Here is a 22,124-nt window from a genome sequence, read left to right on the forward strand (position 1 = left end):
GGCGGGCAGATTGCAGGCCAGGATGATCGAAAAGGAATGCCCATGACACAGGCTGCTATCCCGTTTTTGTTCATGCGCGGGGGGACGTCGCGCGGCCCCTACATGAACCGTGCCGATCTGCCCCAGGACCGCGATGCCCTGGCAGAGGTGCTGGTGGCGATGCTGGGCTCCGGGCATCCGCTCAACATCGACGGCATCGGTGGCGGTGCGGCTGTCACGACCAAGGTCGCGATGCTCTCTGCCTCCCCGGACGATTGGGCGGATGTGGATTATTTCTTTGCCCAGGTCGGTGTCGAAAACCGCCAGGTGGACTTTAAGCCGACCTGCGGGAATATTCTGGTGGGAGTCGGCCCGGCAGCGCTTGAGATGGGCCTGGTTGCGGCAACCAGTGAGGAGACCGAAGTGCGCATCCGGGCCGTCAACACGGGCGCGCGTGTCATCTCTAAGGTCAGAACCTCTCCCGGCGGCGTGGTCTATGATGGCGAGACTGCTATTGACGGTGTGCCAGGCACAGCCTCCCCGGTCGCCCTGATGTTTATGGATGTAACGGGTGGAGCAACCGGCGCGCTCTTTCCGACCGGGAACCGCACAGATGTCATCGATGGGATCGACGTCAGCTGTATGGACGTTGCGATGCCGATGGTGATCGCCCGTGCGGCAGACTTTGGGCTGACCGGCTCAGAGACTGCAGCGGAGCTCGACGAAAACCGGGAATTCTATGCGCGGATGGAGGCAATCCGGCAGCAGGCGGGCCGCATGATGGGCATGGGGGATGTCTCGGCATCGGTCACACCCAAGTTCGGACTGCTCGCACCGCCCATCGCGGGGGGAACCGCTCTGACGCGCTACTTTATGCCGGCCAACTGTCACCCCAGTCTCGCTGTTACAGGTTCCCAGTGTCTGTCCGCATGTCTTTTGTGTCCTGGCACTGTCGGCGCGGGCATTGCAGATTTTCCTGACCGGGGGCCGGTTAATCTGCGCCTCGAACACCCGATGGGGCTGCTGGATGTTGTGATGGACTACCGGATCGACGGGGACAGCTTTGAGGTGATCTCTGCCGGGTTGACCCGCACGGCCCGAAAACTGGCGTCGGGCGAGGTTTTTGTACCCTCAGCAGGGGTCGGAAAATAGAAGTGGAAATTCGGTATACTGTTGTATACAATTATGGCGAAAGGAGACCTTTATGAGTGTAGAAGTCACCCTTGAGCAGGCCAGGCAGGCATTGTTGTCTGCGCGGACAGCCATCACAAACGAGTTGCGCAGCTATCCGACACCGGTTTCGGGCTGTGATGCGCAGTATAACTATCTGATCGGGCAGCGCGGATCAGTTGCCGAAGCCCTGCGTGTTCTGGACAGCCCGCAGTTTGTCGCAACACCGCGCGCCCTGGAACCCGGTATCGGACCGGAAAGCCGGTGAAAGTTCACATTCTGGATGACTGGTTCGACACGCTGCGGAACCTGCCCTGTTTTGACCTGCTCAAAGATCATGATGTCACCGTCTGGACAGACCACGAACCAGACCCGGACAGGCTGGCGGCCCGGGTTCAGGAGGCGCAGGCGCTTGTCCTCTTTCGGGAAAGAACCACCATCGGCGCGCCACTTCTGGATCAGTTGCCGAACCTGAGACTGATTTCGCAGCGGTCGGTCTATCCGCATGTGGATGTGGATGCCTGTACCCGGAACGGGGTTTTGCTGTGCTCGAACATGCACTCGGACACACCGTCTTTTGCCGCTGCCGAAATGACGCTGGCACTGATCCTGGCCAGTTTTCGCCAGCTCCCGCAGCAGGTCGCCTCTGTCCGGGCAGGCACATGGCAGGCGGGTGTCGGGCGCACCCTGCGGGGGCGAACGCTGGGCCTTTATGGGTACGGGCGTATCGGCCAGGCAGTTGCCGGTTATGCGCGGGCGATCGGGATGCAGGTGCAGTGGTGGGGCTCGGACGATGGGCGTGCCCGGGCGCTGGCGGCTGGTGAAACGGTCCCGGCAGACCGTGACACGTTTTTCGCAACCTCGGATGTGGTCAGCCTGCACGTGCGCCTGAAACCTGCAACGCGGGGGATCATTTCGGCGGCGGACCTCGCCGCGATGCAGCCGGGGGCGTTGCTGGTGAATACATCACGTGCGGGTCTGGTGGCGCCGGGCGCGCTGGAAGAGGAGATTGCCCTGGGGCGGATTTTTGCAGCTGTGGACGTTTTCGAGACGGAGCCGATGCGAGACAGCACACACCCGCTGCTGACCCATGCCAATGTCCTGCCAACACCCCATATCGGCTATGTGACCGAGGACGAGTTTGACATGCAGTTCACGGATATCTTCACGCAGATCAATGCCTTTGCGCAGGGTGCGCCGATCCACATGATCAATCCGGAGGTTCTGGACTGAACATCCGTGCGGCCAGAGGTGCACCCAGAATAACGACGAAAATACGCAGGACATGGTGCGCCACGACAAAGGCGACATCGGCGCCCACGATCAGGGCAAGCACTGTCAGTTCGGCCTGACCGCCGGGTGCAAAGGATAAAATCGCCTCCATCCCCGGCGCCAGACCAAAGGCATAGATCACCTCGACAAACATGAGGGTCAGCAGGATCAGAATAACGCAGAAGCCGATTCCGGCGACGATGTCGCGGCGCACCTCGTTCATCGTGATACCGGCGTATTTGGTGCCGATGCCCATTCCGATAAAGAACTGAGCGGCCCAGATGGCCTCGGCCGGGGGCCGGTTGTGCAACCCGCCCGCCAGGGTGACGGCAGCCGTCAGGATCAGCGGACCCAGGATCGAGGCACCGAACATGCCGGCCCATTTTGCCCCCCGCCACCCTGCGATTGCGCAGAACACCATCAGCAAAAGCTCCTGCACCGGAACCGTTGAGGCGGGCGCGCCGGGCGGATTGGACAGGTCTGCCTCCCAGATGCCCCGCAGCAGAAACGGCAGCGCCACGACAATCACCAGCACCCGGGTCGCGTGCACGAGACTGAGCGTGCGCACATTCGCGCCGGCCTCCTCGCCGAACACAAGCATGTCCTGCAGCCCACCAGGCATTGTCGCATAATATGCCGTCGGAAAACTGTAGCCGCAGAACCGCTGAAAATAGGGCACCCCGATCAGGCCGATCATCGCGACCATCGCGGGCACCATGAGAAGTGTTGGCCACATGGCCGGAAAACTGGCCAGAACCGGCGGCGTCAGCGTCGCACCTACGGCAACGCCCAGAACGGTGCGCATGCCGTCGTTCATGATTTTGACGCCGCCCAGCGGCACGCCTGCAAGCGCTGCGGCGAGGCATGCAAAGATCGGCCCCAGCAACCAGGGCAGCGGTATCTGCGTCACTTTGAACAGCGCAACACCGGCAGCTGCGATAAGAAAGGTACGTCCGACCCTGATCACGCCAGAGAGCTTTTCAGTCGGTGCTGCAGGGATGTTTTCAGATGCGCCTCTGCTGCTGCACCGGCGGCCTCGGCATCTCCGGCGCGCAGGGCATCAATGATGGCACGGTGCTGGCGGACCACAACGTCTATCCGTTCGGGATCGGTATAGGTGGTTGGCCCGAGCAAAAGCAGAGAATTGTTGAGCGCCCTTGCGGCCTCCATCAGGAACCGGTTGCGCCCTGCAAGGTAAAGACCCCGGTGAAAATCCTGGTTTATGGCGGCACCCAGGGCGGGATTGCTCCGTTCTGCCTCGATCCTGTCATTCAGTGCATCAAGCGCATCAAATTCTGCATCGGCTCCATGTTTTGCGGCCATTTCGGCAGCTGTCCGCTCCAGAACCAGGCGCATTTCATAGAGCTCCACAATTTCGGTATGACCCAGCGACCGGATCACAGCGCCGATCCGGGGCCTGTGTTCCACGATCCCGTCACTTTCCAGTCTGCGCAGAGCTTCGCGCACAGGCGTACGTGACAGTCCCAGTTGCTCGCCCACTTCTTCTTCACGCAGCCGCGCCCCGGGCTGGAAAGTACCGTTGCGCAGTGCCGCAAGCAGGGCGTCATATGCCGCCTGGCCGCTGGATCTGGTGGTTTCTGACATAAACCTTGCCTTTTGTATCCGATTGGATACAAGAAAGACTATCGATTTGGAACGGACATGTCAAAAACTGAAAAATCTCTGCTTCAGCCGGATGTGCTGGTGGTCGGTGGTGGCAATGCGGCCATGACGGCTGCGCTGACGGCGCGTGCCACCGGCGCATCGGTGACGGTACTGGAGGCGGCCCCCCGCCCGTACCGCGGCGGAAACTCCCGGCACACACGGAATTTCCGGTGCATGCATGCGGGTCCGATGGGTGTCCTGACTGGCACCTATGACGCAGAGGAGTACTTCGACGACCTGCTGAAAGTGACGGCAGGCAATACGGATGCCGACCTGGCCCGTCTTGCGATCCATGCGTCGCAAGAAGCCTATGCCTGGATGCAGGCCCATGGTGTCCGTTTTCAGCCCTCGCTTTCGGGTACGCTGTCATTGTCGCGCACAAACGCGTTTTTTCTGGGCGGGGGCAAAGCGCTGGTGAACGCCTACTACGGCAGGGCAGAGGCCGCGGGCATCGACGTGGGGTACGAGGCCGAGGTCACCCATCTGTCTGTTACCGGCGGCCGCATCACAGAAGTATGCGCGACCCTGCAGGGCCAGGAACAGGTGTTCACACCGGGTGCAGTTGTTGTGGCGTCCGGTGGGTTTCAGGCAGATACGGACTGGCTGGCGCGCGCCTGGGGGCCTGCTGCCCGCAACTTCCTGATCCGGGGGACACCCTATAACCGTGGCGTGGTGCTGCGCGATCTGCTGGATCAGGGCATCCAAAGCGTTGGCGATCCGACCCAGTGTCACGCGGTTGCAATCGACGGACGCGCGCCAAAATTCGACGGCGGTATTGTGACCCGTCTGGACTGCGTTCCGTTTTCGGTTGTGGTGAACAAACACGGAGAGCGGTTTTATGACGAAGGTGAAGACGTCTGGCCAAAGCGCTATGCGATCTGGGGGCGGCTGGTGGCCGCCCAGCCCGATCAGGTAGGGTATGCCATTATTGATGCGACCTCGCGCGCGCTCTTTATGCCGTCTGTGTTTCCCCCGGTGCAGGCCGACACGATAGAAGACCTGGCCAGTCAGATGGGCCTGCCCGCGGACCGCCTGGAGGAGACGATCACGGCCTTTAACGCGGCCTGCCGGAAAGGCGATTTTCACCCTACTGAGCTGGATGGTCTGTCCACGCGGGACCTTGTCCCGCCCAAAAGCAACTGGGCGCGGCCGATCAGTGAGCCACCATTTTACGGCTACTCTCTGCGCCCCGGCGTCACCTTTACGTACCTGGGCCTGAAAGTGGACGAGACGGCCAGGGTCACAGGGCCAGCAGGGCGGATGGATAACCTGTGGGCCGCTGGTGAAATCATGGCGGGCTCTATTCTGGGGCAGGGATATCTGGCGGGTTTTGGCATGACGATCGGCACGGTTTTTGGACAAATTGCAGGCAGGGAGGCCGCGGCTTATGTCAGCTGAGGTTATGGAAGAAGCGCGTCGGCAGTTGCAGATCTGCAATGCATGCCGCTACTGCGAAGGCTACTGTTCTGCCTTTCCGGCCATCACGCGACTGCGTGCTTTTGCCGATGCAGACATCACGCAGATTGCCAGTCTGTGTCATAACTGCCGGGGGTGTTATTATGCCTGCCAGTACACGGAACCGCACGAGTTTGCCCTTAACCTGCCGCGCGCGCTGGCAGAGGTCCGCACGGAAAGCTGGACAGCATATGCCTGGCCCGCACCGGTCGCATCGCTCTTTTTCCGCCATGCTGCAGCCACTGTTGTTCTGACGGTGCTGGGGTTCGCGCTGATCTTTCTGCTGGCAAAGTCGGTGCCTGCCGGGGGCGGTGCGGGGTTTTATGCGGTGCTGTCGCACAACGCGATGGTCGCCGTCTTTGCCCCGGCATTTGTGCTGCCACTGATGGCAGTGGCCTTTGGGTTGCGCAGGTACTGGCATGACGTCGGCGGTACGCGGATTTCCCTTGCACATCTGCAGGAGGCCCTGGGTCACGCGGGCCGGATGCGAAACCTCAAAGGCGGGCACGGCGACGGCTGCAACTTTGAGCAGGAAGAACAGTTCACCCATGCGCGCCGATGGGCGCATCATGCCGTGATGTACGGATTTCTGCTGTGCTTTGCGTCGACCAGTGCGGGGACCGTCATGCACTATGGTTTCAGCATGCCCGCGCCTTACGGCCCGCTGTCGCTGCCCAAGCTCTTTGGTGTGTCGGGTGGCGTCCTGCTGACAGCGGGATGTGTCTGGATGATGCGGCTGAGGCATCTGGCGTCGGGCGATCTGTCGGACAAAACGACATATGGTGCAGACACCGCATTTATCGCGCTTCTGGGTTTTGTGGCCGCCAGCGGTCTGGCGCTTTATGCATTTGGTGCCACGCCTGCACTGACAGTTTTGCTGGCGCTTCATCTGGGGTCTGTGCTGAGTTTTTTCCTGTTGATGCCCTACACAAAAATGGCGCACGGATTTTACCGGCTTGCCGCCCTGATCCGGGACGCGCAGCAAAAAGACTGAGACGCCCCGGTCAGATGTCAGCGCGCGCAGCTGTCGCGGGGCAACAGGTAAAAGAGCCGTTTGTAGGTGTCGCAGTCGTCTCCGGCGACCATACCCTTGCGCCACTGCCGGGAGCCGTCGAGCGTTCCCACCCATCCCAGCATGATGTTTTCATTGCGCACCCGGCCAGACCCCCCCAGATCAGCAATCACCTGATTGACCACGCCGGGCTCCAGCAAAAGCAGCTTGTTCAGGACAAGGGTGTTGTAGATCGCAGGTACTTCGTCGACCGCGAAACGTTCTGCGGGGTCATTGTAGCCGGTGTCCTGTATCTTCAGGTATTCACGGTTGAAGCGGGCCAGCGTGACCTTTTCGCCCGTTTTCCCGGATTGCATTGCGGTGTCAAAATACCGGTCCGGTTGGGTCAGATAGCCTTTGAGCTCGTTTTTCGTCATGCCTGTGGCGCTGACAAGTATTGTGTCGAGAAGGTTCTCTTTGAGTTTTCTGATCGGGGCCAGCAGAAACTCCGGGGTGATTGCATCGATGATCCTGCCGATCGCGCGCGCGCTCAGACCGATGAAATCAGGGGCGCCTGCCATAGAAAGCAGGTGCAGCTCGACATACTCGGTCAGGATTTCGTCCGCCTTGTCAGTGTCTGCTTTGCGCTCCGGATTGAAAAACAGCGCCAGCGCAACCTGGTGGCTGACGCCGGGCCAGGCTTTGAGCCCGCTGTCAATGTCACGGACCCAGTATTCCTTGTAGGTCGTTTGCAGGGCGTTTGCCGTCACATGCGCTGTAAGCTGTCCGGCCAGAAAGGTTTTGGAGCATGAAAAGTCCAGCCAGTCACAGTCTTTGATCGCTTTCTCGATACGCTTTTTCTTGCTGTAGTAGGCCTTGATATCCTTATCCAGCTGCCGCCGCATCGTCGAAAAAATGCGCGGCACAGAGAGCCTGGCGGCCGGGCTGGAGGCTGGCAGCAACTCTTTGTCGAGCCGGGTTCCTGGCCGGGCGTCGACCATTGTTTTATAGATTTTACCTTCCAGCCCGCGGATGGACGTCCGGAAGACCGATGTGTCAAACTGGTCGGACGGAAAGCGTTTGTCGATGTACCCTTCGAGGACCACGTGGCGGATCGCATTGTCCGCGGGATCAAAGGTAAAGGGCGCGCCTGAGAAGTGGTTTACGAAACTGTGCCCATAAACGTCACCCGCGACATGTGTGATGAAACCCAGGCGGAAAGCCCGCTCGTTGGTGTTTTTGCTGAACTGGTCCCAGATATAACTGATCCACCGCGAAGAGCCGTCCCGGACCAGCGACAGGCGCTGTTCGGGGTGAATATACTGCTGCCCCGTGGCCATGTCGGGGTAGGCGTCAGGGCCCAGAACACCGGCGCGGTAGTAAGCGCGTCCTTTGTCCAGCGCCTCCAGTGTCTGTGCGGATACGGGATATTTCCGCACCTCTCCGGTCTCCAGGTCGGCGATTTCAACATGCCCGTCGTCCAGCGCATCCCGCGCTGCAAGCTCAGCGATGAACACATGGGTTGTCGGCTTCCACGCAACGGCAGGGGTGGCAATGGCCACAGCAACAATCAGAGAGATCAGCCGGGGCAGTAGTCTGCTCTGCAGTGCGGAACGGGTGAGACCGGAAATGCTGGCCAAAGGGGGCTCCTTTCAGAGAGGTCGTCTGTTCTGTTCCCGGACGATACCAGCCTATTCCGCTTTGGATACAGATTTTTCCCGCAACGGGCGAACATCCCAGAGTCGCCCCCCGCCAGCGCGGGGCATGCCATGACCATTCAGTGCCCCGGCGAGCCGGACGCACAGAAATGCCCTGGCCTGCCAGAACAACGTCAGTATCCTGTGACGTCCTCCGGCTGAAACCCTTTGGCAGGCGAAGGCTTGTCGCCCAGAATACTTTCCAGGATGCTGTTCATCGTCTTGCGGTCATTGTCAAAACCGCCATGCGTCTCGCTGTTGGTGACCGAGGCCGCGCGTCCTGCATAGTGCACCGAGTAGCCTTTTTGCTCCGGCAGCCTGTCCTGGAATGTCTCCATGCCAAGCAGGGGCATCCTGTGCTGATCCTCAAAGGCATTCGAGACGAAATAGAGCAGCGATTTACGGTAGGGTCCGACGACGTCGTCACGTTCGCGCTGATCGATCAGATTATACTGCTCCAGCATGGAGACACTGCCGGCGCCATCGTTTTTGCCCACCCGGGGCAGAATGCTCCTGAGGAAGAGGTCGTGCGTACAGGCGGGCGCCATGAGCGAGCAGGAACTGACCGGCACTGACAAAGGGTTCATGCTGTCCATCGCATCGAGCATACGGGCCAGCAGGATCGAGCCTGCGCTGTGCCCGACAAGATGAACCTTCAGCGGCTTCGATCGTTTGGCGTTGCCCTGCAGCAAAGTGCTGATCGCTTTGCGCCCACCGCCGCCCGGTTTGAAGCTCTGGGACGCATCCCATTTCATGTCCCGCCAGATTGCGGTACCCGGACCCCGCGCAATACTCTCCAGCGCGCGATCCCAGATGTCGGATACACTGCCCACCCGCGCCTCGGCCCGGCGTTTGGAATTAAAAATCACATCCGTCAGCGATTCAAAAAAGCCGGTCTCCCACATGATGTGCACAGGGTAGATGCCGTTGCGCTTGAAGACTTCCTTCATCTTGCGCACACGGTTGGCGGATGTCGCAGACCCGTTCAGACCGCCATGCGCGTAAAATATCAGATGCCGGTAATCACGGTCCGCCGTCTGGGTTTCATCGGCCAGAAAATCGGCAGTTTCCCGGATGGTCGTCAGCGGCGTGGGGTATTTCCCTGTCCCGACAAGCTTTCCATCGTCCAGATGAATGATATGCCCGACGATATCTTCTGACTTTGGGGCCCGGACGCTGTGTTTGCCAAACAGGCTTTCGGTTTCGGGTGCGGGTGCTGCAACCGTCAGATCAAATGCATCGGGCGTCGGCACTGACAGGCGCAGCACCCAGGCATCCATGACCGTTGCTGACCAGTCCTCGTACCGCCATCGGGCTATTCCGGGACGTCCGTCAAAGCCGCCCCAGTCCTCGCCCCACGAGTTCTGAATAAGAAAGCCCGCAGCATCATAGCCCACAATAATAAACGCATGGCCACCCTCGGTCAGGTGCGAGGGTTTGATGTCGCCTTTGACACCGTCATAAGAGGGCTTTTGCCAGCCACGGTGAATTTTTGCAGAGACATAGATCACACCGACCTCGTTCAGCGCCGCGTGGTAATCGATGATCTCAGGGCGCAGACGGTAATAGGCGCCAAGGCCAAGCTTGCGCGCATCCCTCGCGTGGCTGACACGCAGGTGCCAGTTCTTTTCGCCGTCTTTGTAGGGGGCCACATCGTCACTGCAGGCACCGTGATGGTAAAACCCCTTGAGCGCGGCGCGAATGCTTGAACCCTCGTACTCCTCGCCGGGCCATTCGTCGTGTATCTTGGCCATTTCATACAGCATGCGCGGACTTGTTGTCGGCACAGCTGCTGCCGGGTCCAGACGCCGGTGCCGCTGGATATTCATCAGCGTAATGGCGCTGGACAGTGCAAAACCTGTGCACGAACCTTCGCCACCCTGATCCCGTATGGGGCTTTCGGTGGGCTGCGGAGGCTCCAGCGTGAGCGACAGATCAAGCAGTGCAGGCTGGTAAAGACGGTCGCGCAGGTCGGTTACGTCCCGTTGTACATTCAGAATCCGGTCTCCCAGTTTCGGCGCTGCATCGAGTGTTCTGGGGGGTTCAGATGCAGTCTTCCCTGTGGTCTTTTTACGCGTGGTTTTGCGGGAGGTGGTCCTGGCCATAAAGGAACTTTCCAAATAAAATTAACAAAGGGGTGGATCAAAAAAACTGATTCAGAAAAAGACTAACGCAGTATCATCCGGCACGCAAAATCCGGTGTTGTGCCACAGCAAAACAATTGCATCCTGGGGCATACCAGCCCGGGTGCTGCATTAAGGCCATGCAGCTCTGGTGACCGGGAATGTATACGAAACGGTGCCGCCCGCGCCAAAGGGATCAGGTGTCGCGGGCGAGCGTCACGTCGAACTCTACGTGCAGAAAGGGCTCTGTGATGCTGCCGGACAGGGCCATGCCTTCGGGAAACTCCGAAGGGGCGCGTTCGGTATATTTCATCACCAGATCGTTCCGCACACCAAAGACCGTATCCTCGTCCAGATAGGGATCATCATCGGGGAAAATCTCGGTGACCAGTGACCTGAAGCCCGGCGCCTTGACGATGTAGTGCAGATGCGACGGGCGCCATGGATGCCGCCCGCAGGACCGCAGGATGTCGCCCACGGGGCCGTCTGACGGCACGGTGTATTCGACCGGTTTTACAGTGGTAAAGGCATAGCGGCCATCCGCGCCGACCGTCATCAGACCATGGAACGAAAACGTATCCTGCTCGGCGTCCTGACTGGCATAAAGCCCGTTGGGTGCTGTTTGCCAGATATCGATTTCCGCACCCGGGATCGGCGCGCCGTCTGTGTCCCGGATTGTTCCTTCGGCAAGCAGAACGGGCCCGCCGAAATGACGTTTCATGTCGCCGCCAAAGGGCAGGGCCGGAGCCCCCGACACATGGAACGGTCCCAGAACCGAAGAGCTGGTGGCGTCATCGCGTGAATGCAGCATGTCGACCAGAGACGACATCCCCAGCACGTCCGATGCCAGGACAAATTCGTGCCGGTCCTCGCTTTCAATCGCGGCACAGCCTTCGAGAAATGCAATGCCCGCGCGCCATTCGTCATGGGTCAGGTTCGTTTCGCGCGCAAAGTCGTGCATGTGTCTGACCAGCGAACCCATGATCTCGCGCGTCCGGGGGTCTGTGTCCGCCGAGAGGTAGCTCATGAAAACATCGGTGATGTTGTCTTTTGTTACGCTGCGCATGGGGCGTCTCCTTAGATCAGAGCGAGGCTGAGGATCGGGAATTCAATCAGAATGAACAGGACGATGAGCATGACAATTGCAAAGGGCAGGGCGCCCATGAAAACGTCCTTGAGGGAAATGCGGTCGTCGTTGATCGTGGATTTGATCACGAAACACGAAATGCCCAGCGGGGGCGTCAGCAGCCCGATCTCTGCGCCAACAACAGTGATGATGCCAAACCAGATCAGCGACATATCCAGCGCCTCGGCCAGTGGCAGAAAAAGCGGCACGACGATCAGGATGATCGAGGCCGTGTCCAGAAGCGTGCCCAGAAACAGCATCAGCAGGACATACAGCAACATGATTGACCAGAACGACGCCGCATTGCCTGCCAGCAGATCCTGCAGCTGGTTTGGCAGGCCGGCCAGCCCCAGCATGCGGCTGTAGATGGATGCGGCAGTGATCAGGAACAGAATGGCCGCCGTGATATGGCCGGTTTCCAGCAGGGCCTCCCAAAACGCCCTGGGCGACATCGATTTGCGAAAAAGCGCAATCACAAGGGCAACAAGTCCGCCCGCCGCCCCGGCCTCCACCGCGGTGAGCCAGCCGGTATAGATGCCGCCCAGAACCACCGTGATCAGAAAGACGGTGGGCAGGGTCTTGGACGCGATTTCGCGACCTGTCATCCATTCGGTGTCCCCGACAACGCGGCCCCCCACGAAGGCAGGCGTGAAACGTCCCATGAACCAGATGGCACCGACATAGGCAATGGCGAGCAGAATACCGGGGATCACACCCGCAAGGAACATGTCACCCACGGATTGTTCGGCCACAAAGGAATAGATGATCAGCATGGCAGAGGGTGGGATGATCATCCCCAGAACCGATGATCCGGCGACCACGCCCACGGCAAAGCGGGGGTTATAGTCCTGTGCCATCATCTGGGGTACGGACACTTTGGTGAACACCGATGCCGAGGCGATCGAGGAGCCTGTCACGGCCGCAAAAACGGCGTTTGCGCCAACGGTCGCCATGCCGATGCCGCCTTTGACCTTGCGAAACCGCATGGTCATGACCTCGTAAATGTCCCGCCCCAGACCAGCCTTTGAGACAATCAGCCCCATAAAGGTAAAGAGCGGTATCGTGGCAAAGCTGTACTCCATGGCGCTGTCGCCTACAGCGACCTTGAGCAGGTTCAGCGCCAGGGTGAAGTTGTCGCGCATCAGCCAGATCGACACAAAGGAAACCATCCCCAGCGCGACGGGAATGTAGACGCCCGAATAGATCAGAAAAACAATCGCGATGACCGAGATCAGGCCAATTTCAATCGGCGTCATCAGCGCGGCCCGTCGTGTTCTGGCGTTCGGATCAGCCGGGGACGGTCCTGGGCGGTGATCACTTTGAGCACAAAGATCGCACAGGCCAGCGTTGTCCCCACCGTAATGACCAGCTTCACCGGCCACCAGGGCAGTGTGAACAGTCCGGGCACGCCAAAGTAGTCCTGTGTTTGCCACATATGCAGAAATTCAGGGAAGGTGATGTAGGCAATCAGGCCCATGAAAACAGCAGACAGAGCGTTGATGATCCGTCGCAATGAAGCCGTCAGGCCCGGCCTCCGGCTATGCAACAGATTGAGAAAACCGTCCGACCGGGTCAACCTGTCCACACGCACCACGTCGGCAAGTTGCAAAAAGACGATCAGCACCACCGAAAACTGCACGATTTCATAGGTGCCTTTGAGCGGTGCCGAAAACAACCCGCGTGCGATCACGTCGACATTCAGAATGGCCACAAGGGCGAGAACAACCAGAGTGCCCAGGGCATTGGCGGCAATGGCCAGCGTATTGGCAACCCGGGACAGGACAGAGACGATGGTCTTCAGCATTGCTTTGCCCTTTCCCGGGTCACCAGGATCTTACTGCGCCGTCCAGTCACGGACCCCGGTAAAACCTGCAGCTTCCAGTTTGCCGAGATAGGCAGACAACATTTCGCTGCCCTGTTCGCCCCGTTCATTCAGGTTCGCTGCCCATTCCTGTGCCACATTGGGCATGGCGTTGGCCCAGGCCGCGCGGTCTTCGGCTGAAACCTCGACCACTGTGCCACCCTGTTCCACATAGGCCGCGCGCGATGCTTCGGCACGGTCCATAGCAATGCCGGCCACGTGGTCGCGGTAATCGATGGCCACAGCCCTGAGCACGTCCCTGACCTCGTCGGGCAGCCCCGCCCAGTAGTCCGCGTTTACGGTAATTGTCTTGGAGTTTACCGCGCCAAGATCTGCCTTCAGCATATAGGGAGCGACTTCAGCGATTTTGAAAGTCTTGGCCGCTTCAGGCCAGAGCATGCCGCAATCCACCAGACCGGTCTGAAGCATATTGTAAAAGTCGGTCAGACCACCGCGGACCCCTGCCGCATCCTTGATGCCCTCCAGATAGCGCAGGTTCAGGCCCGCACCGGCGATTTTCTTGCCCTCCAGGTCCGCAACGGATGAGACCTCATCGGTGCAGAAAAGCTGATAGGTATCCAGCACAACGCCCGTGGCCAGATATACCTGGTTCTGAGCAGCAAATTCATTGTTCATCGCAGGGAATTCACGCGCAATCTCGTCTACCGCTTTGGCTATGGCGCGGGCATCGGAGGCAACAAACGGCGTGGAGCCGGAAATCCCCTGGCTGGGCAGTTTGGACGAGTGGAAAATGGTCGTGACGATCCCGATATCCCCCAGACCCAGCTGCACACCTTCCAGCACGCCTTTGGGTTTGACGATCGATCCGCCATAGTTTTCCTGCCAGCTCATTTTGTAGTTGCCGCTTTCGGCCAGACGCCTGTCCACTTCAGGAATAAAGAAATTTGTGAATTCCTTTACCCACAGTGCACGGTCCGGGTAGCCATCAATCACCACAGCAGAGATCGTTTCCTGGGCCGCTGCGGGCAGAGTTAATGCAGTGGCAAGCAGGGCACCCAGCAGGTTGCCTTTGGTCCGGTTTTTCATGTTTTTTCCTCCCAGAAAGTCAGGCCTTTTGGCCTTTATTGAATGTATTCAGCCGCTCTTCACCCAGTTGACGGTCAGATCCGTGCCTGCTGCCTCAAACAGCTTTGCGATGGCGCAGTATTTTGATGTTTCCGCGCCGACGCGGTCCAGCTCTTGCTGACTGGCGGGTGTGTCGCAGTTTACGGTGAGCGTAATGGCCGGGAACGGCACGTCGATCTCTTCCTCCATGAGGACGCCGCGACGGTCGAATTTGCAGTCTGCGCTGATGGTGACGGATCCCAGATCGACGCCAAGGCGGTGCGCGTTCTTGTGGCCGATGACATTGGTGCAGGCGATCAGGGCTGTCATCGCAGCCTCGGTCGGGGTTGGGCCCATATTGGTGCCGCCGCGCTCCAGCGGTTCGTCGATGACAACTTCCAGATCCCGTACAGGAATGTCTGTGCGGGCATGTGACGTGCAGATGGCTGTCGTTTTATAGGTGACGACGGATTTCATCCGGATGGCCATGACACTCTCTCCTCAGGCGTAACTGCAGGCCTGCGCGAACGAAAAACGCGGCAGTTTCTGGAACAGGGCGGTTTCGTCGGCATAGCCGATGTTGCACAGAAAGTTTGATTTCAGGGTCGTGCCGGCAAAGAACTCCTCGTCCACGACAGCATTCGAAAAGCCGGACATGGCCCCGACGTCCAGCCCGACGGCCCGGGCGGCAATCATAAAATACGCGCCCTGCAGCGTACCATTGCGGAACGCCGTGTCCTGAATATAGCTGTCTTTGCCCTCAAACAGATGCCTGCGGTCGTCATGGGGAAAGGTGAAGGGCAGCTCTTTCCAGAAATCCAGATCGTGCGCGATGATCGCGGTGACCGGCGCGTCCTTCATTTTAGGGACGTTCTGGGGTTTGAGCGATCTGGCCAGCCGCTCTTTTCCTTCGGCGCTTTTTACGAAGACGAAACGCGCGGGCAGACTGTTCATGCTGGTCGCGCCACTGATCGTGATCTCGTAGATCTCCTCCAGCAGCGCCTCTGGAACGGGGGTATCCTTCCAGGCGTAATGCGATCTGGCTTCCCGCAGGATCAGGTCAATCGCATCGTCAGACAGTCTGGCAATCCGCTGGTGCAGATCGCGGTGCGCCTGCTGCGCCTGCGCCCGCAGTTCGTCCAGCTCTTTGCCGGTTGCAGCGTTCATTCTGCCGCGACCTTTTCATCAACAACCGGGCTTGCACAGATGCCGATCCCCTCGATCTCGATTTCGACGGTTTCTCCGGGGATCAGCCAGCGCGGCCCTGGCTCTTTTGCGTGGCCCACACCGGGTGGTGTGCCCATCGCAACAAGGTCGCCGGGCTCCAGCGTGGTGTACTCCGAGATGGTCGCCAGCACCTGTGCCACATTCCAGATCATATTGGACGTATTGGAGCTTTGCAGGATTTCCGAGCCCACACGGCTCTCAATTTTCAGACCCGATGCCCCGGCGGGCAGGTCATCAGGCGTCACCGTAAAGGGGCCGACAGCACCGGTGTCGTCAAAGTTTTTGCCGGGTGTCCACTGCACACTCTTGCGTTGGTATTCGCGCACCGATCCGTCATTGAAAACGGTGTATCCGAAAACGTGATCCAGCGCGTCGGCCTCGGAGATGTGCCTGCCGCGTTTGCCGATGATCAGCATCAGTTCCGCTTCGTAATCGAGCGTTTCTGAACAACTGGGGCGTACCATCGGTTGTCCGGCTGCCATAATCGAGTTTCTGCCGCGCATAAAGAGCGTCGGGTACTCGGGAATGTCGTAGCCGCCCTCTTTGATGTGATCCGTATAGTTCAGACCCATGCAGATGATCGTTCCTGGGGCGGCCACAGGCAGCGCGGGCGTGATGGACGCGACCGGCACTGTTGGTGCAGCAGCGATGGCATCCTTCATTGAACCGATCAGACCGGGCGCATGGATCAGGCCCATCAGATCAGTGCCGACCTCTGCGTTCAGAGCCGTCAGATTCACCGCCTCGTCACCGCGGACGGCAAAAACAGCTGTCCCCTGTGACGTTTCTCCCACCAGATATTTCATACATGCCGTCCTTGAATGTTTACATGCTTTCTGCCTACTATTCCAGATCAAGTCAATTAATATCGATATTTTGGGAGAGAACGCATGGTCGCCTGGGCAGATTACAAAGCTGAGGCCAAAGGGCGGGGGGCTCTGGCGCTGGAGCTCTATGTTGCTCACAGTACACCGGCCGGAGAGCCCGCTGAGGTCAAAGCCGCACTGCCGGATCACCTCGCCTATCAGGCCCGCCTTGAGCGCGAGGGCAAGCTCGCCTTTGCGGGGCCGATGTCAGACGAGACAGGCGCGCATATGCAGGGGATGGGGCTGATCATCTACCGCGCCGAAAGCCTTGACGCGGCGCGCGCGCTGGCCGAGGGCGATCCGATGCATCAAAGTGGTGCGCGGCGTTACGTGCTGCGGCGCTGGATGATTAACGAAGGATCGCTGACACTGCAGGTCGGGTTGTCGACCGGTGGTACGGTGCTCTCCTGAACAGCGGAAAACAGATGGCAGAAACCCCGGAGGATCCACACGAATGAATGTGATGAAAGCCACGGATGGAAAAGAAACGTCAGCAACACGCGAATGCTATCTGCGGCTGCGCGACCTGATCCTGACCGGAGAATTGCCCCCCGGTCAAAAGCTCAAGATCGAAGAACTGCGCAGCCTGCTCAACACCGGTGCCAGCCCCGTGCGCGAAGCACTGAGCCTGCTGACCTCTGATATGCTGGTCGAACGCATTGATCAGCGCGGTTTTCGCGCTGCACCTGTCAGCAAGGCCAATTTCAAGGAAATTCTGATGCTGCGCTGCACGCTGGAAGGCATGGCGCTGCGGGCCTCCGTCGCCAATGCTGATACGACCTGGGAGGAGAACCTTGTCCTGCGACACCATCATATGTCCCGGGCGGGCAAAACCAACCCGGTTGCCTTTGAGGTTGCGCACAAAGCATTCCATATGGCGCTGCTGTGCAATGCCGGACTGCCGATGCTGGAACGCTATTGCTCGCAGCTTTATGACCTGAATATCAGATACCGATACCGCGCAGCCGGGGGGGCAGGTTACGGAGAACGCAGTATCCAGGCCGAACACCAGGCTATTCTGGATGCCTGCCTCGACCGCGATGCCGTGGCAGCCGAAGCGGCTCTTGTTGATCACTATCGTCGTACGGGCCAGTATCTCAGCCGGCAGATGGATGATCGGTCAGGATCTGTACGCCAGTGAGCCAAAAGGCAAAGATCAGGTGATGTGTCCGTTGGCCGCCGCAATGTAATACAGGTTGATAACCCACCGGGCTTTTGTGTTCCGGGTCGTGATCGTCTGGTTGCGATGCGTTTGTCTCTCGCAATCGCCCCACGTTTCAAGACAGTAAAACTCTCTCGCGAGTACGCCACCACGAGGACGTTGCTGCGCAGCACGTCGGGCAAGAAGCAGAAGACATTGTTGCGGTAAACCTGAAATCTGTGAAGGACGAGGGGGGACCACCGGCTGCCTGGATTACCGGGAAACGCGTTTCCCTTTGCTGATCAATACCCAGATAGCAGCTGCCAGCGTGAGCCCGCAGAGCATCAGTTTGGAGATGGGTTCCATCGTACCTTCGATAAGAACGGCATGAACAACGGTTCCTGTTACAACCAGCAGCGTCAGTGACAAATGCCATCTGCGCCAGACCGTTGGTGGTACGCGCAGTCTGCGGCGCAAAAGTGCCAGCAACCCTGCCGCAAAAGCCGCCCACATGGCGATGACGCCCCATGCTGCAAAAGGCGTCGGTGATCGGAACAACAGCGCATCCGCGACATCCGGTGGGCTTGTGGCCCACAGCCCCGCGACATGGACGATGATCGCCCCAATGGCACCGGCACCCGTCCAGCGATGCACGCGCCTGCCCTTTGGCCCCGCAAGGCCAGGCAGGACCCCGCCCGCCAGAAGGGGCTGAAGAAGCAGAAGCCCGAGGGCAATGATCCCCGCAAAGCCAGCCACGATGTAGGCCGGATCGCGCCAGGCCAGGAGCGGGCTGGCTGCTGCTGCGAAGACCGGTACAGCGATGGCCAGAACTGTGGCTGACCAGATAAAAATTGCGCGCTTCAGAGACAAAAGACCACGCCCGTTCGAATATCAGACCGGTTGCAGGACGAAATGTGCTTCGAGCGAAGTATCCGCGGCCCGGGACATTACAGGACGCAGGAAAACGGTCTCGAATTCGTCGCTGTCATAGGCCAGATGTCCGTGTGGTTGTCCGAATGCCGGCACGATCTGGGGCATTTCAAGGCGGAACACACCGTTCGCGTCGGTGAGTGTCGCGCCGTGACTGTGGGGGTCCCGCTCATGACCTTCGGTCGTATGCGCCCAGACCTGTATACGCTGGCCGGGCAGTGGCGCTCCGTCTCCGGCACGCCTTACCGTTCCCGTCATCCAAAAACCGCCACCGCCAATGCGTTCCACGATGGGGGCTCCGGGAAGATAATTGTTCGCCCCTCCGCGCATCGAGGGTGTTGGCGCAACTCCTGCGGCACGGGCCGGGGTGAGCAGCCCCGCAGCGCCTGCAAGCAGAGTGGCGCTCCCCGCTGTCAGAACGCGGCGGCGGTGATAATGGTCAGCTTTCATCTCGGTATCTCCCATCAAATGAGCTGCCCTGCATCCGGATTTCAGCAAAGCACTGTGTCTGGTGAGAAGGTAGTCCTGTATTGGCGCGCGCCAAACAATTGTGCCGGGGGAATAGCTTTACATTTTTGTGATCGTGCATGCGCTGTTGCGAATTGCGGACCGCACAGCATACGCCGGTCTGCGTTACCCGGATTGCCTGCCTGCAGCTGGTTTGAGGTATTCATTTTCTGCATAAGCGCTGAACTGTGACAGCGGCATAGGTCTGCCGAACAGATACCCCTGAGCTTCGGCGTAGCGGTGTTGTCTGAGGAATTCCAGATGCTCTTCCGTTTCCACCCCTTCACACAATACCGTCATGCCGAGGCCATGGCTCAATTCACTGATAACCTTCAGTATCGGCTCGGCTGATGGATCAGATCCCAGATCCATAACAAAGGACTTGTCCACCTTGAGTTTGTCTATGGGCAGTTTCGACAGATAGGCCAGTGATGAATATCCCGTGCCAAAATCATCAAGCGCCCAACTGACCCCCCGGAACTGGATGTCGCGCATTTTCTCAACAAGCTCGCTGTCGACGCCCAGCAAAACAGTTTCGGTCAGTTCAAGGCACAGCCGCGAAGCGGGCAACCCGGTGGATGTCAGGAGTCTACTGATATCCTGCACGATGCTGTCGCCGGTCATCTGAATGCCAGAGACATTTACAGCAACGTTCAGCGCGCCGGGCAGAGAGACCGTATCCTGTACGGCCCTTTCCATCACCCATGCGCCCAACTCGTTGATAAACCCGGTCGATTCTGCGATTTCAATAAATTCATCCGGATAGACCGGCCCCATGCTGCCGGACCGCCAGCGCAGGAGTGCTTCGGATCCGATCAGACCGAGATCACTGAGCCGGTGCTGGGGCTGGTACCATACCTCAAATTCCTCCCGGTCGAGGGCTTTGCCCAGGGCGCGTTCGATCTCGCGTGACCGGAACTGCTTTTTGGAAAGATCCGGATGGTAGGCCCTTGGTTCGCTGTCACCTTCCAGCCGGGCGGCATCCAGTGCTTCTTCGGCATAGGAAAGCGCGTCAGCGGCACTGTAGCCGGCGTCAGAGGTCAGCCTTGTGAACCCCATTCGGACACCGACGCGGGCCTTTGAATTTTTCAGAACATAGGGCTCTGTTATGATGCGGCACAGACGGGCGGCAAACGCACGCGCCTCCGCGTCGTCAGTCGCAAATTCGGTAAAACACGAAAAGGTATCCCCGCCCAGACGGGCAACCGCCGAGATATTCAGGGCGTCTGACTGCAGCCTCTCGGTCATCTCCTGCAGAAGGGCATCGCCGACATCCCGGCCCAGAACCACGTTGACCGTTTTGAACCGGCTGAGGTTGAAAACAAACACTGAAAACGGCTCGTTGGCCATTGTGCGGATTTCCATGAAATCCAGATAGACGGCGCGCCGCAATGCGCCGGTCAGGGCATCGTAGCTGGACAGATACGCAATCTCGCGCTGCTGTTCCTTGATCTCTGTGACATCCCGTATCGACAACGTGGCGATCTGGGTTTTCTGCTCCTTTCCCTGGTCCAGTGAAACCGTCTGAGAGGGCGTCACAGTGTACTCCAGGTGCATTGATGAAGCCCCGCGGAAACGCTCGTACTTTTGCACAGTTCCGTCCCCGCCGTTCTGCATGGCTGCCAGCGCATCTTTTTTCAGGCGCTCCGGCAGTTGCAATTTTCCGGTGTCGTCAAATCCGAACAGCCCGGCAGCGGAACTGCTGTGCACCTGAACGGCGCCGGACGCATCCAGAACCGCAATTGCATCAAAGCTGTCGTCGAACACCTGGCGCAGCAGCGCGTTGGTGTTTGCAACTTCCTGCCGTTGCCGCCGGATCACCCATCTGTTCAGTTTCAACCGCCAGAGCAGGGACCAGCAGCAAAATGTCAGAAGTCCCGGATAGAGCGCGGCCGTCGGAACGATAATGGCGTGCCGGCTGAAGGCGGTAAAGGCGGCGGCCTCGCTTGCAACAAGCGTCAAACCGGCTGCAGTCAGCAATATCACTGGCTTTTGAAAGACCGGCGTCTGAAAAAACAAAAGCAAAACAAGCAAACCAGGCATCAGCCAGACAAAGCCAAGCGTCGCCGGAATCACGTCCGCGGCCAGGGTTTCGGCGGCCAGAAGGTGCACCAGGGGCCCGGGAATAATCCCGTGTACCGGAACAGCAAAAAGATCGCCCAGTTCAATCGCCGAAGCGCCGACAATAACAGACCTGCCGGTGACAAGGTCCCGGTCATACTGACCCGAGGCAACATCGACGGCCGACAACACCGGAATTGTATCCGGCTGGAACGCAAAATTGATGGGAAAACTGTCGGCGCGTTCTGTGTATGTGCCGGTCAGAACGGCGGCGGCGGAGGGGATGAAAGTGCCTTCGACCATTTCACCATAGGGGTAAAACCGGACTGTGCCTCTCTGGTCGCTGAATACATTGACCAGTGCCGGCCAGCTGCGTTCGAAAAACAGCGGCATGGGCATATTCGTGACCTGCTGGGTGTTTCCCGCGCGTTCTGTCTGCTGAAAGACCGCAAGATAGGCATTTCCGGCCTGGTCAAGAGCATCCGCAAAAGCGGCATCGCCGGCGCGGTCCCCCGGGTAGGCAAAGTCGAAGTCAAAAAAAACGTCCAGCGCGCCATCATCGGTCAGATTGTTGAGGATGTCAGCGTGAACACCGCGCGACCAGGGCCATTCGCCTACCGTCCGCACCGATGTCGCATCAACGGCCACAAAAACGAAATCCTGCGAAACGGCCCGTGCGGCGTAGGATGATCGCAGGTCTTCCAGATTTTCGTTGAATACAGAAAGATATCCGGAGCGATCAGCAGCAAATACTGCTGAGACAATCAGGACAGCTACGACAAGGCAGCGCAGAACAGCGGCATGACGTGTCAGTTGCCGCCTCCCTGTCCGTTTCCACCGCAGTTGCCGTTTCCGTTACAGTTTTCCTGGCCATTATTTCCTTGATTTTCCTCGCCGGAAGCGTTGCCGTTGTTGCCGTTGTTGCCGTTGTTGCCGTTGTTGCCGTTGTTGCCGTTGTTGCCGTTGTTGCCGTTGTTGCCGTTGTTGC

General features: G+C 59.1%; 21 protein-coding genes. 7 read left to right on the forward strand and 14 right to left on the reverse strand.

The window, feature by feature from the left end; all coding sequences use genetic code 11:
• Positions 1–42 precede the first annotated feature (42 nt).
• The 3 genes from Q1A34_RS17835 to Q1A34_RS17845 are packed head-to-tail and all read left to right on the forward strand — an operon-like array spanning position 43 to position 2,382.
• Entirely contained in the window at positions 43–1,131 is a 1,089-nt protein-coding gene (locus Q1A34_RS17835) for a 4-oxalomesaconate tautomerase (RefSeq protein WP_300037491.1), read from the forward strand.
• 52 nt (positions 1,132–1,183) lie between these two features.
• On the forward strand, positions 1,184–1,417 hold the full coding sequence (locus Q1A34_RS17840; protein WP_300037494.1) for a hypothetical protein: 234 nt from the start codon (positions 1,184–1,186) through the stop codon (positions 1,415–1,417).
• Positions 1,414–2,382, forward strand: coding sequence for a D-2-hydroxyacid dehydrogenase family protein (locus Q1A34_RS17845; protein WP_300037497.1), 969 nt, complete (start codon positions 1,414–1,416; stop codon positions 2,380–2,382). The genes Q1A34_RS17840 and Q1A34_RS17845 overlap by 4 nt, the downstream gene beginning before the upstream one ends.
• Here Q1A34_RS17845 and Q1A34_RS17850 read toward each other — a convergent pair.
• Together Q1A34_RS17850 and Q1A34_RS17855 are read right to left on the reverse strand one after the other, a co-directional pair.
• Positions 2,360–3,388, reverse strand: a complete 1,029-nt coding sequence (locus tag Q1A34_RS17850; RefSeq protein ID WP_300037500.1) for an AbrB family transcriptional regulator — start codon at positions 3,386–3,388, stop codon at positions 2,360–2,362. The genes Q1A34_RS17845 and Q1A34_RS17850 overlap by 23 nt on opposite strands.
• Positions 3,385–4,026 carry a GntR family transcriptional regulator gene (locus Q1A34_RS17855; RefSeq protein WP_300037503.1) on the reverse strand — a complete coding sequence of 214 codons (642 nt, stop codon included), beginning with the start codon at positions 4,024–4,026 and terminating at the stop codon, positions 3,385–3,387. Before Q1A34_RS17855 ends, Q1A34_RS17850 begins: the two co-directional genes overlap by 4 nt.
• Before the next feature lie 57 nt (positions 4,027–4,083).
• Here Q1A34_RS17855 and tcuA point away from each other — a divergent pair, with 57 nt between their 5' ends.
• Together tcuA and tcuB are read left to right on the forward strand one after the other, a co-directional pair.
• On the forward strand, positions 4,084–5,484 hold the full coding sequence (tcuA, locus tag Q1A34_RS17860; RefSeq protein WP_300037506.1) for an FAD-dependent tricarballylate dehydrogenase TcuA: 1,401 nt from the start codon (positions 4,084–4,086) through the stop codon (positions 5,482–5,484).
• Complete coding sequence (gene tcuB / locus Q1A34_RS17865) at positions 5,474–6,535, forward strand: tricarballylate utilization 4Fe-4S protein TcuB (RefSeq protein ID WP_300037509.1); 1,062 nt, start codon at positions 5,474–5,476, stop codon at positions 6,533–6,535. The genes tcuA and tcuB overlap by 11 nt, the downstream gene beginning before the upstream one ends.
• Positions 6,536–6,552: 17 nt before the next feature.
• Here the strand turns inward: tcuB and Q1A34_RS17870 are convergent, their stop codons facing one another.
• From Q1A34_RS17870 to Q1A34_RS17910, 9 genes are all read right to left on the reverse strand, one after another.
• Positions 6,553–8,172, reverse strand: coding sequence for a zinc dependent phospholipase C family protein (locus tag Q1A34_RS17870; RefSeq protein ID WP_300037512.1), 1,620 nt, complete (start codon positions 8,170–8,172; stop codon positions 6,553–6,555).
• 191 nt (positions 8,173–8,363) lie between these two features.
• On the reverse strand, positions 8,364–10,334 hold the full coding sequence (locus Q1A34_RS17875; protein WP_300037516.1) for a C1 family peptidase: 1,971 nt from the start codon (positions 10,332–10,334) through the stop codon (positions 8,364–8,366).
• A gap of 214 nt (positions 10,335–10,548) precedes the next feature.
• Positions 10,549–11,418 (reverse strand): dioxygenase, encoded by an 870-nt coding sequence (locus Q1A34_RS17880; RefSeq protein ID WP_300037519.1) that lies wholly within the window; start codon positions 11,416–11,418, stop codon positions 10,549–10,551.
• A gap of 11 nt (positions 11,419–11,429) precedes the next feature.
• A complete protein-coding gene (locus tag Q1A34_RS17885) occupies positions 11,430–12,734 on the reverse strand; it encodes a TRAP transporter large permease subunit (protein ID WP_300037522.1) in 1,305 nt (434 codons plus the stop codon).
• Positions 12,734–13,282: a TRAP transporter small permease subunit gene (locus tag Q1A34_RS17890; RefSeq protein WP_300037525.1), complete on the reverse strand. Its 549-nt coding sequence runs from the start codon at positions 13,280–13,282 to the stop codon at positions 12,734–12,736. Before Q1A34_RS17890 ends, Q1A34_RS17885 begins: the two co-directional genes overlap by 1 nt.
• Positions 13,283–13,312: 30 nt before the next feature.
• Positions 13,313–14,386 carry a C4-dicarboxylate TRAP transporter substrate-binding protein gene (locus Q1A34_RS17895; RefSeq protein WP_300037527.1) on the reverse strand — a complete coding sequence of 358 codons (1,074 nt, stop codon included), beginning with the start codon at positions 14,384–14,386 and terminating at the stop codon, positions 13,313–13,315.
• Positions 14,387–14,434: 48 nt separating this feature from the next.
• On the reverse strand, positions 14,435–14,893 hold the full coding sequence (locus Q1A34_RS17900) for an OsmC family protein (protein ID WP_300037530.1): 459 nt from the start codon (positions 14,891–14,893) through the stop codon (positions 14,435–14,437).
• A gap of 12 nt (positions 14,894–14,905) precedes the next feature.
• Positions 14,906–15,571 (reverse strand): malonic semialdehyde reductase, encoded by a 666-nt coding sequence (locus Q1A34_RS17905; protein WP_300037533.1) that lies wholly within the window; start codon positions 15,569–15,571, stop codon positions 14,906–14,908.
• Positions 15,568–16,437, reverse strand: coding sequence for a fumarylacetoacetate hydrolase family protein (locus tag Q1A34_RS17910; RefSeq protein WP_300037538.1), 870 nt, complete (start codon positions 16,435–16,437; stop codon positions 15,568–15,570). The genes Q1A34_RS17905 and Q1A34_RS17910 overlap by 4 nt, the downstream gene beginning before the upstream one ends.
• An 84-nt stretch (positions 16,438–16,521) precedes the next feature.
• Here Q1A34_RS17910 and Q1A34_RS17915 point away from each other — a divergent pair, with 84 nt between their 5' ends.
• Together Q1A34_RS17915 and Q1A34_RS17920 are read left to right on the forward strand one after the other, a co-directional pair.
• Positions 16,522–16,908 carry a YciI family protein gene (locus Q1A34_RS17915; protein ID WP_300037541.1) on the forward strand — a complete coding sequence of 129 codons (387 nt, stop codon included), beginning with the start codon at positions 16,522–16,524 and terminating at the stop codon, positions 16,906–16,908.
• 43 nt (positions 16,909–16,951) lie between these two features.
• Complete coding sequence (locus tag Q1A34_RS17920; protein WP_300037544.1) at positions 16,952–17,638, forward strand: GntR family transcriptional regulator; 687 nt, start codon at positions 16,952–16,954, stop codon at positions 17,636–17,638.
• 273 nt (positions 17,639–17,911) lie between these two features.
• Here Q1A34_RS17920 and Q1A34_RS17925 read toward each other — a convergent pair whose 3' ends face one another.
• The 3 genes from Q1A34_RS17925 to Q1A34_RS17935 all read right to left on the reverse strand — a co-directional run bounded on the left by Q1A34_RS17925 (position 17,912) and on the right by Q1A34_RS17935 (position 21,979).
• Positions 17,912–18,508: a ferric reductase-like transmembrane domain-containing protein gene (locus Q1A34_RS17925; RefSeq protein ID WP_300037546.1), complete on the reverse strand. Its 597-nt coding sequence runs from the start codon at positions 18,506–18,508 to the stop codon at positions 17,912–17,914.
• Between the two features lie 21 nt (positions 18,509–18,529).
• A complete protein-coding gene (locus tag Q1A34_RS17930) occupies positions 18,530–19,018 on the reverse strand; it encodes a twin-arginine translocation pathway signal (RefSeq protein WP_300037549.1) in 489 nt (162 codons plus the stop codon).
• Positions 19,019–19,201: 183 nt separating this feature from the next.
• Positions 19,202–21,979 (reverse strand): EAL domain-containing protein, encoded by a 2,778-nt coding sequence (locus Q1A34_RS17935; RefSeq protein ID WP_366942866.1) that lies wholly within the window; start codon positions 21,977–21,979, stop codon positions 19,202–19,204.
• Positions 21,980–22,124: the final 145 nt, after the last annotated feature.

This window comes from uncultured Roseobacter sp., assembly GCF_947491795.1.
Lineage (GTDB): Bacteria > Pseudomonadota > Alphaproteobacteria > Rhodobacterales > Rhodobacteraceae > Roseobacter.